At 74.0% G+C, this 10,645-nt stretch carries 8 protein-coding genes; 3 read left to right on the top strand and 5 right to left on the bottom strand.

What is annotated here, in order from left to right:
* Positions 1 to 618: 618 nt before the first annotated feature.
* The 3 genes from RIM90_RS08400 to RIM90_RS08390 form a co-directional block, all read right to left on the bottom strand.
* Positions 619 to 2,400: an ABC transporter ATP-binding protein gene (locus RIM90_RS08400; protein WP_309059955.1), complete on the bottom strand. Its 1,782-nt coding sequence runs from the start codon at positions 2,398 to 2,400 to the stop codon at positions 619 to 621.
* Positions 2,397 to 4,277 carry an ABC transporter ATP-binding protein gene (locus RIM90_RS08395; protein ID WP_309059954.1) on the bottom strand — a complete coding sequence of 627 codons (1,881 nt, stop codon included), beginning with the start codon at positions 4,275 to 4,277 and terminating at the stop codon, positions 2,397 to 2,399. The genes RIM90_RS08400 and RIM90_RS08395 overlap by 4 nt, the downstream gene beginning before the upstream one ends.
* A 220-nt stretch (positions 4,278 to 4,497) precedes the next feature.
* Complete coding sequence (locus tag RIM90_RS08390; protein WP_309059953.1) at positions 4,498 to 4,962, bottom strand: MarR family transcriptional regulator; 465 nt, start codon at positions 4,960 to 4,962, stop codon at positions 4,498 to 4,500.
* Between the two features lie 103 nt (positions 4,963 to 5,065).
* Here RIM90_RS08390 and RIM90_RS08385 point away from each other — a divergent pair, with 103 nt between their 5' ends.
* Together RIM90_RS08385 and mltG are read left to right on the top strand one after the other, a co-directional pair.
* Positions 5,066 to 6,868, top strand: a complete 1,803-nt coding sequence (locus tag RIM90_RS08385) for an ABC transporter ATP-binding protein (RefSeq protein ID WP_309059952.1) — start codon at positions 5,066 to 5,068, stop codon at positions 6,866 to 6,868.
* 43 nt (positions 6,869 to 6,911) lie between these two features.
* Positions 6,912 to 7,757 (top strand): endolytic transglycosylase MltG, encoded by an 846-nt coding sequence (mltG, locus tag RIM90_RS08380; protein WP_309059951.1) that lies wholly within the window; start codon positions 6,912 to 6,914, stop codon positions 7,755 to 7,757.
* 13 nt (positions 7,758 to 7,770) lie between these two features.
* On the opposite strand, the gene RIM90_RS08375 is transcribed toward mltG, so the two are convergent.
* A complete protein-coding gene (locus RIM90_RS08375) occupies positions 7,771 to 8,883 on the bottom strand; it encodes an NAD(P)-binding domain-containing protein (protein WP_309059950.1) in 1,113 nt (370 codons plus the stop codon).
* A gap of 83 nt (positions 8,884 to 8,966) precedes the next feature.
* On the opposite strand from RIM90_RS08375, the gene RIM90_RS08370 reads away from it, so the two are divergent.
* The gene (locus RIM90_RS08370; protein ID WP_309059949.1) at positions 8,967 to 9,392 is read left to right on the top strand and encodes a secondary thiamine-phosphate synthase enzyme YjbQ; all 426 of its coding nucleotides are present in this window, start codon (positions 8,967 to 8,969) and stop codon (positions 9,390 to 9,392) included.
* Between the two features lie 293 nt (positions 9,393 to 9,685).
* Here RIM90_RS08370 and RIM90_RS08365 read toward each other — a convergent pair whose 3' ends face one another.
* Positions 9,686 to 10,522, bottom strand: coding sequence for a universal stress protein (locus RIM90_RS08365; RefSeq protein WP_309059948.1), 837 nt, complete (start codon positions 10,520 to 10,522; stop codon positions 9,686 to 9,688).
* Positions 10,523 to 10,645 lie beyond the last annotated feature (123 nt).

Genomic DNA, 10,645 nt, shown 5'->3' with positions numbered 1-10,645 from the left:
GGGCCGCCGCTGCACGGGGCACTGGCGCCGCCCGTGCCCGGTCCGCCGGGCCCCGGGCGTTCCCCGAGCCGGTGCCTGACTCCAGCCTTCCACCGGTGTTCCCCACCGCGCAACGGCACGCCCCGGCGGGGCCACGCCTCCGTCCCGCCCCGGGCCCGGGGCGGGCGGCTCCGCTCACGGCCGGGCGGTGGGACCGGGGCCCGCCGCCCGGGAGGCCGGACCCCGGTCCCGCCGCGCCCCACCGGGAACCGCGCCCCCTGCCGGAAACCGCGCGTTGCCCGGGGCACCGGCCGTCCGGGGCTTCGGCACCCGGACCGCCTGCTGCCCGGACCGAGCGACGTCCGGCCCCGGCACGGGCCGCTCCGGGCCGCCCGGTGAAGCGCCGCCGGCTCCGAGGCGGCCGTCGGCCGGCATCCCACCGCCCCGGCCTCCTCGCGGCCCTCGACGGCCTCGGGCCGGCGCTTCCGGCCCGAGCCGGCCCGCGGAGCCGACGGCGGGCGCCGCGCCGGGGAGGCGCCGGCTCCGCGCGCAGGCCCGGTGCGGTCGGCCGGTCCCGAGCGGGGATCGGGCAGCCGTACCCACGGCCCGTCCGGGGCCGTCCCGCTCCGCGGGCACCGCTCATCCGTGCCAGGACCGCCACAGCGCCGCGTACGCCCCGTCCGCGGCGACCAGCTCGTCGTGGCTGCCGAGTTCGCTGATGCGGCCGTTCTCCACGACGGCGATGACGTCCGCGTCGTGGGCGGTGTGCAGGCGGTGGGCGATGGCGACGACGGTCCGGCCGTCCAGGACGCGGGCCAGGGAGCGCTCCAGGTGACGCGCCGCGCGCGGGTCGAGCAGCGAGGTCGCCTCGTCCAGGACCAGTGTGTGCGGATCGGCCAGCACCAGCCGGGCCAGGGCGATCTGCTGGGCCTGGGCCGGCGTGAGCGGCAGGCCGCCCGAGCCGACCTCGGTGTCCAGGCCGTCGTCGAGCGCACGCGCCCACCCGTCCGCGTCGACCGCGCCCAGCGCCGCCCACAGCTCGGCGTCCTCGGCGTCCGTCCGGGCGAGCCGCAGGTTGTCGCGCAGCGAGCCCACGAAGACGTGGTGCTCCTGGTTGACCAGGGCCACGTGCGTCCGGACCCGTTCCGCCGTCATCCGCGACAGCTCGGCGTCGCCCAGGGTGACCCGGCCGTCCCCGGGCGCGTAGATCCCGGCGAGCAGCCGGCCCAGGGTGGACTTGCCCGCCCCCGACGGGCCGACCAGTGCCAGCCTGGTCCCCGGGGCGACCTCGAGCGACACCTTGCGCAGGACGTCCACGCCCTCGCGGTAGCCGAAGCGCACCCGCTCCGCCCGCACCCGGCGCCCGTCGGGGACCAGAGCGGCGTCACCGGCGTCGGGCTCGATGTCCCGGACCCCGACCAGCCGGGCCAGTGACACCTGGGCCACCTGCAGTTCGTCGTACCACCGCAGGATCAGCCCCACCGGGTCGACGAGCATCTGCGCGATCAGGGCGCCCGTGGTCAGCTGGCCGACACCGATCCAGCCCTGCAGGACGAACACACCGCCGATCATCAGCACCGAGCCGAGCACGGTCACGTGCGTGATGTTGACGACGGGGAAGAGCACCGAGCGCAGCCAGAGCGTGTAACGCTCCCAGGCCGTCCACTCCCTGATCCGCCGGTCCGACAGCGCCACGCGGCGCGCGCCGAGGCGGTGGGCCTCGACGGTCCGCCCCGCGTCCACGGTCTCGGCGAGTGCGGCGGCCACGGCGGCGTACCCGGCCGCCTCCGAGCGGTAGGCGGCCGGCGCCCGCCGGAAGTACCAGCGGCAGCCGGCCACCAGCAGCGGTACGGCCACCAGGACCGCCGGTGCCAGCTCGGGCGCCGTGACGACCAGCCCGCCCAGCAGCAGGACGACCCACACCACGCCGATGGCCAGCTGGGGCACGGCCTCGCGCATGGCGTTGCCGAGCCGGTCGATGTCGGTCGTGATCCGCGACAGCAGATCACCCGTGCCCGCCCGCTCCAGCACACCCGGCGGCAGTCGGACCGACCGCACCAGGAAGTCCTCACGGAGGTCGGCCAGCATCCGCTCGCCGAGCATCGCCCCGCGCAGCCGCACCTGCCGGACGAACACCGCCTGGACGACCAGCGCCAGCACGAACAGCGTGGCCGTGAGCCCCAGGTGCAGCTCCCGCGTCCGGTCCGAGACCCGCTCCACCAGGTCACCCAGCAGGTAGGGGCCGACCATCGAGGCGACCACGGCCACGGTGTTCACGGTGATCAGCAGCAGGAAGGCCCGCCGGTGCCGGCGCAGCAGCTCGGTCACGTAGGCGCGGACGGTCGCGGGGGCGCCCACGGGCAGGGTGCCGGCCGTGGTCGGGGCCGCCGGGTCGTAGGCCGGTGGCGCCACGCCGATCATGCTGTCTCCTCGATCTCTTCCAGCTCTTCCAGCCGGTCCAGTACGTCGTTCTCGCGCAGTACGCCGTCCCGCTCGGGTGCGCCCTCGTCGAGCGGACCCTTCCCGAGCGCCCGGTCCCCGTACGGGGCGCCGGCCGCCAGGACCTCCTCCTCCGTCTCGCGTGTCACCACGGTCCGGTACCGGGGCTCGGTGCGCACCAGCTCGCGGTGGCCGCCGACGGCGGCGACCGTGTCGCCGTGCAGGAACACGACCCGGTCCGCGCGGTCCAGCAGCAGCGGGGAGGAGGTGAACACCACGGTGGTGCGCCCTTCCCGCAGTGCGCGCACGCCCTCGGCGATACGGGCCTCGGTGTGCGAGTCGACGGCCGAGGTCGGCTCGTCCAGGACGAGCACCTCCGGGTCGGTGATCAGCGACCGGGCCAGCGCGAGCCGCTGGCGCTGGCCGCCCGACAGGGACCGTCCGCGTTCGGTGATCCGCGCGTCCATCGGGTCCTCGGCGCCCAGCGAGCCCTGCACCAGTGCCGCCAGCACGTCCCCGCACTGTGCGGCGTCCAGCGCCTCGTGCGGGCCGACGGCACCGGACGCGGGCACGTCGAGCAGTTCGCGCAGGGTGCCGGACAGCAGCACCGGGTCCTTGTCCTGCACGAGGACGGCGCTGCGGGCGCAGTCCAGCGGCAGCTCGTCGAGCGGTACCCCGCCGAGCAGCACCGAGGTGCCCTGCTGCGTGGCGTGCCCGCCGAGCCGTTCGGCCAGGCGCCCCGCCGCGTCCGGGTCCCCGCACACCACGGCGGTGAGCCGGCCCGCGGGGGCGAGCAGACCGGTCGCCGGGTCGTACAGGTCGCCGGCGGGGGTCTCGGCGGCACGCGATCCCGCGGTGTCCGTGGCCCGCTCCAGCGACAGCACGCCCGCGGCCCGCTTGGCCGAGGGGCGCGAGAAGGAGTAGGCCATCGCGATCTCCTCGAAATGGCGCAGCGGATAGGTGAGCACCATGACCGAGCTGTAGACGGTGACCAGTTCACCGACGCCGATCCGGCCCTGGCGGGCGAGGTGGACGCCGTAGCAGACCACCGTGATCAGCAGGAGACCCGGCAGCAGCACCTGGATCGCGGCGATCAGGGACCACATGCGCGCGCTGCGCACGGCGGCGTGACGGACCTCCTGGGAGGCGCGGCGGTAGCGGTCGAGGAACAGTTCCTCACCGCCGATGCCGCGCAGCACCCGCAGCCCGGCGACGGTGTCCGAGGCGAGTTCGGTGGCCCGGCCGGCCTTCTCGCGCTGCACGTCGGCCCGCCGGGTGGCGCGCGGCAGCAGCGGCAGCACCGCGATCGCCAGCACGGGCAGACCCACGGCCACGACCACACCGAGCGCCGGCTGGTAGAGGACCAGGCCCACGCAGACCAGCACGATGGTGACCGCCGCCGCGGTGAACCGCGACAGGGCCTCCACGAACCAGCCGATCTTCTCGACGTCACCGGTGGAGACGGCCACGACCTCACCGGCCGCGACGCGTCGCGTCAGCGCCGAACCCAGCGTCGCGGCCTTGCGGGCCAGCAGTTGCTGGACGCGGGCGGCGGCGGTGATCCAGTTGGTCACGGCGGCGCGGTGCAGGAAGGTGTCACCGACCGCGTTGCCGGCGCAGGCCAGCGCCATCAGGCCGCCGGCCAGCGCGAGCCGGCCGCCGGAGCGGTCGACCGCGGCCTGGACGGCGACACCGACGCAGAACGGCAGCGAGGCGACGGAGGCGAAGTGCAGCAACCCCCAGGCCAACGACGTGAGCTGTCCGGACAGTTGGTTTCGGAAGAGCCACCACAGGAATCGGGGACCGGAGCGCGCGTCGGGCACGCCCGGGTCGGGATACGGAAGGTCTTGGATCTGCATGACGTCCCAGTGGCTCGGGTCAGGGGTCGGCGGGGAGAGCGGGAACCGGCCGGGAGGGGAGCGCGGGCGAACCGCACGCCGTCGCCGGACGGGAACAGCAAACCGTGACAGGTTGACGCCGCTCAGTGCCGAGAGGCAAACGGTTTTCCCCACCACCGCGCAGAACCGGCTGCCGGGCCGGCGGCAGGCCGACCAGGCCCTCCGCCGCCCGGGACGCGGGTCACGCGGATGTGCCGCCGCACCGCGGGACGGCCGTCCCGTCGATCAGGGTGTCCAGCAACTCACCCAGTACCTCGCGCTGTTCGTCCGCCAGCGGGGCCAGGATCTCCTCCGCGGCGGCCCTGCGCGCGGCACGCAGTTCCCGGAGCGCCGCGTGCCCGTCCTCGGTGAGCTCGATGCGGATCACCCGCCGGTTGGCCGGATCCGGCACCCGCCGTACCCTGCCGCTCGCCTCGAGTCCGTCGACCAGCGTGGTGACGGCCCGGGGCACCACCTCCAGCCGCTCGGCGAGATCCGCCATGCGGGGCGGCGAGCCGTAGTGCGCGAGGGTGCGCAGCAGGCGGGACTGGGCAGGGGTGATGCCGAGCTCGCGCCGCTCCAGGTGACGCTTCTGGATGCGGTGCATCCGACGGGTGAGCCGGAGCAGTTGCTCGGCCAGCAGGCCGTCGGGATCGGGGACGGTCATGCGGGAACAATATCAGGATGCCGTTCATTGTGAGTATAGGTAACAATGAGCTGGGCTCCGCTCGCCTCCGGCCCGCCCCACGGTGCTCACCCCGAAGGAGACCATGCACCCCGACCACGAACCCGCCTGGACCCCGCCTGCCGACGCCAAGGAGCAACCCCGGCAGGTGCGGCGCATCCTGAAGCTCTTCCGTCCCTACCGGGGCCGCCTCGCGATCGTCGGCCTGCTCGTCGGCGCAGCCTCCCTGGTCTCGGTCGCCACACCGTTCCTGCTGAAGGCGATCCTCGACGTCGCGATCCCCGAGGGCCGCACCGGGCTGCTCAGCCTGCTCGCGCTCGGCATGATCCTCAGCGCGGTGCTCACCAGCGTCTTCGGCGTGCTGCAGACCCTGATCTCGACGACCGTCGGCCAGCGCGTCATGCACGACCTGCGCACCGCCGTCTACGGCCGGCTCCAGCGCATGTCGCTCGCCTTCTTCACCCGCACCCGCACCGGTGAGGTCCAGTCCCGCATCGCCGACGACATCGGCGGCATGCAGGCCACGGTGACCTCCACGGCGACCTCCCTCGTCTCCAACCTCACCAGCGTGGTCGCCACCCTCGTGGCGATGATCGTGCTCGACTGGCGGCTGACCGTCGTGTCGCTCGTCCTGCTGCCGGTGTTCGTGTGGATCAGCCGCCGCGTCGGCAACGAGCGCAAGAAGATCACCACCCAGCGTCAGAAGCAGATGGCCGCCATGGCCGCCACGGTCACCGAGTCGCTGTCGGTCAGCGGCATCCTGCTCGGCCGCACGATGGGCCGCTCCGACTCCCTGACCGGCTCCTTCGCAAAGGAGTCCGAGCGCCTGGTCGACCTGGAGGTGCGTTCCAGCATGGCCGGCCGCTGGCGCATGGCGGTCATCACGATCGTCATGGCCGCCATGCCGGCCGTCATCTACTGGGCCGCCGGCATCGCCCTGCAGGCGGGTGGCCCGGAGATTTCCATCGGCACGATCGTCGCCTTCGTCTCGCTCCAGCAGGGCCTGTTCCGCCCGGCCGTGAGCCTGCTGTCCACCGGTGTCCAGATCCAGACCTCGCTCGCGCTCTTCCAGCGCATCTTCGAGTACCTGGACCTCCCGATCGACATCACCGAGCGCGAGGACCCGGTGCACCTCGACCGGATCAAGGGCGAGGTGCGCTTCGAGAACGTCACCTTCCGCTACGACGACAGGAACGGCCCCGTCCTCGACGGCATCGACCTCACCGTCCCCGCGGGCGGCAGCCTCGCCGTCGTCGGCCCGACCGGCGCCGGCAAGTCCACGCTCGGTCACCTCGTGCCGAGGCTGTACGACGTCACGGGCGGCCGGGTCACCCTCGACGGGGTCGACGTCCGCGACCTCGACTTCGACACGCTGGCCCGTGCGGTGGGCGTGGTCTCCCAGGAGACCTACCTCTTCCACGCCTCGGTCGCCGACAACCTGCGCTTCGCCAAGCCCGACGCCACCGACGAGGAGCTGTACGCGGCGGCGAAGGCGGCCCAGATCCACGATCACATCGCCGCCCTGCCCGACGGGTACGACACGGTCGTCGGTGAGCGCGGCCACCGTTTCTCCGGCGGTGAGAAGCAGCGCCTGGCCATCGCCCGCACCATCCTGCGCGACCCGCCGGTCCTGGTGCTCGACGAGGCCACCAGTGCCCTGGACACCCGGACCGAGGCCGCCGTCCAGGCGGCCATCGACGCGCTGTCGGCCGATCGCACCACGCTCACCATCGCCCACCGGCTGTCCACCATTCGGAGTGCCGACCAGATCGTGGTCCTCGACTCCGGTCGTGCGGTCGAACGCGGCACGCACGAGGAGCTGTTGGAACGGGGCGGGCGCTATGCGGCTCTCGTGCGCCGGGACGCCCAACTGGAGCCGACAAGATGAAGATATGCCGGGTTTGCGGGGGTGTACGGGTTACCGTGCCCGCATGCAGACGAACACTCCGTCACGGAGCACGATCCGACTGACGCGCCGGGGCCGTCTCGCGCTCGTCGCGACCGGGGCCGTCGTGGCCGGCACCGCCGTGGCGGTGCCGCTGCTGATCATGCGTGACGACGGCGCCCCCCGTCCCACCACCCTGGTGATCCCGGAGGGGCGGCGCGCGAGCCAGGTGTACACGGCCATCGACAAGGCCCTGGAACTGCCCGCGGGCACCGCGAAGAAGTCCGTCGCGAAGGCCCGCCTCGAACTGCCGGACGAGGCGGAGGGCAATCCGGAGGGCTACCTCTTCCCGGCGACGTATCCGCTCGGGGAGAAGACGACCCCGGAGAAACTGCTGTCACGGATGGTCGACACCGCCAACAAGAAGTTCAACGGAGCCCCGGTCGCCGCGGGCGCGCAGCGCAACGCCATGAACGTGTACCAGGCGGTCACCGTCGCGAGCATCGTCCAGGCGGAGGCCTCCACCAAGGCCGACATGGGCAAGGTCGCCCGGGTGATCTTCAACCGGCTGGAGCGCGGGATGCCGCTGCAGATGGACTCGACCGTCAACTACGCGCTGGGCCGCTCGACACTGCGCACGACGGCGCCCGACACCAAGGTCGACAGCCCCTACAACTCCTACGAGCGCATGGGACTGCCGCCGACCCCGATCGACAACCCCGGCGAGGACGCGATGCGCGCCGCGATCAACCCGTCCCCGGGCGACTGGCTCTACTTCGTCACGGTCGAGCCGGGCGACACCCGCTTCACCGCCGACCGCGAGGAACACCGGCGCAACGTCGCCGAGGCCGGCGCCCGGCAGCGCAAGAGCGGCGAACGGCCCGAGAAGTGAACCGGGCCGGACATCACGCCGCGGCCTGCTCCGGCGTCAGCAGCCGCCCGATGTCCCGTACCGCCGCCCGCCCCGCCCGGTTGGCGCCGATGGTGCTGGCCGAGGGGCCGTAGCCGACCAGGTGGACGCGCGGGTCGGCCACCGCACGCGTTCCCTCGACGCGGATACCGCCACCCGGTTCCCGCAGCCGCAGCGGGGCGAGGTGGTCGACGGCGGGGCGGAACCCGGTCGCCCACAGGATGACATCGGCCGCCACCTGCCGGCCTCCACGCTCTCGGCCGCGCTCGGGCAGGGGGGATCCCCGTCCCCACTCCACGCCGTCGGGCGTGATGCGGTCGAACATGGGCCGCCGGTCGAGCACGCCGTCCGCGAGACCCCGCCGGATCGCGTCGTTGAGCGGCAGCCCCGTCACCGAGACGACGCTGCGCGGCGGCAGACCCTGCCGCACCCGCTCCTCGACGAGCGCCACGGCCGCCCGCCCCGCCTCCTCGTCGAAGGGGCCTTCACGGAAGACCGGCGGCCGTCGGGTCACCCAGGTGGTGGACGCCGCGTACGGCGCGATCTCCAGCAGGTGCTGGGTGCCCGAGGCGCCGCCGCCCACCACGACCACCCGCTGCCCGGCGAACGCCTCGGGCCCGGGGTACTGCGCGGTGTGCAACTGCAGCCCCAGGAAGGTCTCCTGCCCCGGATAGCGCGGCCAGAACGGCCGGTCCCAGGTGCCGGTGGCGTTGATCAGCGCCCGCGCCGACCAGGTGCCGTCCGAGGTCTCCACGAGCAACCGGCCCGCGGCTCCCTCCCGCACGGCCCGCACGTCCACCGGGCGCCGCACCCGCAGGCCGAAGGTCCGCTCGTAGCGGTCGAAGTACGCGGCGATCACCTCGGAGGAGGGCCGTGCCGGATCGGCGTCCGTGAGTTCCATGCCGGGCAGCGCGTGCATCCCGTGCACCTTGCCGTACGTCAGCGAGGGCCACCGGAACTGCCACGCACCGCCCGGGCCGGGGGAGTGGTCGAGCACCGCGAAGTCGCGGTCCGGCTCGAACCCGGTCCGCCGCAGGTGATAGGCGCTGGACAGTCCTGCCTGTCCCGCGCCTATGACGACCACCTCGACCTCGCGTATGTCGTTCACGTTTCTACCAACGAGCCGCGGGCCGCGGATCTTCCCGTGGACGGTCCGGGCGGGTCCCCGGCACATGGGCCAGGATGGAGGGCATGTCAGATGCCTTCACCACCCGAGTCCTGACCCTCGCCACCGGCTCCTCGGAGAGGGTCGTCGACATCACCGGCGACTGCGAGTCCTTCCTGCGGGAGGCGGCGGCCGGCCGTGACGGCCTGCTGAACGTCTTCGTGCCGCACGCCACGGCCGGTATCGCCGTCATCGAGACCGGCGCCGGCAGCGACGACGACCTCCTGGCCGCCCTGCACACCCTGCTGCCCGCCGACGACCGCTGGCAGCACCGCCACGGCAGCCCCGGCCACGGCCGCGACCACGTCCTCCCGGCCCTCGTCCCGCCCCACGCCACGCTGCCGGTGGTGGGCGGACGGCTGGAGCTGGGCACCTGGCAGTCGGTGTGCCTGGTCGACACCAACCGGGACAACCCGGACCGCACGGTGCGACTCGGTTTCCTCGCGGGCTAGACGCGCCGTCCGCAACGGGCCGCGGCGCCCACCGCCGCGGCCCGAGGGGGGACTTCAGCGCGCCGCCGGGCCCGACGCGTCCGTGCCGATCCTGCGGCAGACCGACGAGAGCAGGTGCCGTACGCCCTGCTCGGCCAGGTGCGGTTGCCCGGCGCTCGCCGCCCGTGTACCGAATCCTTTCCCCGAGGGGGCGCGCGAGCACGGGGAAGCACTGCTCACACACGTGCCCCCGGCCCGTCTCCCCGGGGGGCTGCCCGCCACGGCTCGAAAGGGGCGGGTGACCGGCAGGCCGGTCACTTCGTCCCGCGGACGACGGTGACGGGACAGTCGGCGTGGTACAGCAACGCCTGGCTGACCGACCCGAGCAGCATCCCGGTGAAGCCGCCGTGGCCGCGGGCGCCGACCACCAGCAACTGGGCGTCCCGGCCGGCCTCGAGCAGCGTGTGGCGCACCCGCCCCCGCTCCAGGCGCAGCTCCACGGCGACCTCGGGGCGGGCGGCCCGCCAGGGCTCCACCGCCTCCTCCAGCAGCCGACGGTGCCTCTCGCGGAGCCGGTCGAGGTCCACCACGACGTTCAACGGGTCGGCGGGACCCTCGTAGGGCGTCGGCTCGCTCCAGGTGTTCCACACGTGCATCGCGACCAGCGGAGCCTCGCGCAGGGCGGCCTCGGCGAAGGCGAACCCCGCCGCCGCGTTCCCGGCCGGCGAGCCGTCCACGGCGAGGAGCACCGGCCCCCGGGGATCGGAACGGCCACGGACCACCATGAGCGGGCAGTGGCCGTGCGCGGCCAGCTGCACGACGGTCGAGCCCAGCAGCAGCCCCCCGAACCCGCTGCGGCCCCGCCCGCCGACCACCGCCAGCACCGCGTGGCGCGACTCGGCCTCCAGCACCGTCAGCGTCTCACCCGACGCCACGGTCCGGGCGATCTCCAGGTGCGGCGCGATGTCGTGGGCGCGCTGTTCGACCTGCGCCAGCACGCCGTGGATCATCGGGTCCAGGTCGGCGGGGCGGCTGAAGGCGTGCACGATCCGCAGCAGCGCGCCGCGCAGACGGGCCTCCCGCGCCGCGACATCGACCGCGGCGAGACTGGGCGGCGAGCCGTCCACTCCGACGATGACCGTGTCGTTCACTGTTCTCTCCCGTCCCCGGCCGCCTTGCCCCGGAACACGGGGGACGTGGTGCCCCGGTGCGCCCGGCCCCGGCAGCGCACCCGAGTACCCGCGGGCGCCGGCGCCTACGCGTCACGCGGCGGG

Source organism: Streptomyces sp., from assembly GCF_031181555.1.
In the GTDB taxonomy this organism is placed as follows: Bacteria; Actinomycetota; Actinomycetes; order Streptomycetales; family Streptomycetaceae; genus Streptomyces; species Streptomyces fimbriatus.
The sequence above is the reverse complement of the archived record's forward strand: the minus strand, read 5'-3'. Positions and strand labels throughout refer to the sequence as shown.

What these genes read in the sequence shown, in the direction of transcription:
- RIM90_RS08400 (WP_309059955.1), bottom strand. Translation starts at nt 2,400, where the DNA reads ATGATCGGCGTGGCGCCACCGGCCTACGACCCGGCGGCCCCGACCACG.
- RIM90_RS08395 (WP_309059954.1), bottom strand. Translation starts at nt 4,277, where the DNA reads ATGCAGATCCAAGACCTTCCGTATCCCGACCCGGGCGTGCCCGACGCG.
- RIM90_RS08390 (WP_309059953.1), bottom strand. Translation starts at nt 4,962, where the DNA reads ATGACCGTCCCCGATCCCGACGGCCTGCTGGCCGAGCAACTGCTCCGG.
- RIM90_RS08385 (WP_309059952.1), top strand. Translation starts at nt 5,066, where the DNA reads ATGCACCCCGACCACGAACCCGCCTGGACCCCGCCTGCCGACGCCAAG.
- mltG (WP_309059951.1), top strand. Translation starts at nt 6,912, where the DNA reads ATGCAGACGAACACTCCGTCACGGAGCACGATCCGACTGACGCGCCGG.
- RIM90_RS08370 (WP_309059949.1), top strand. Translation starts at nt 8,967, where the DNA reads ATGTCAGATGCCTTCACCACCCGAGTCCTGACCCTCGCCACCGGCTCC.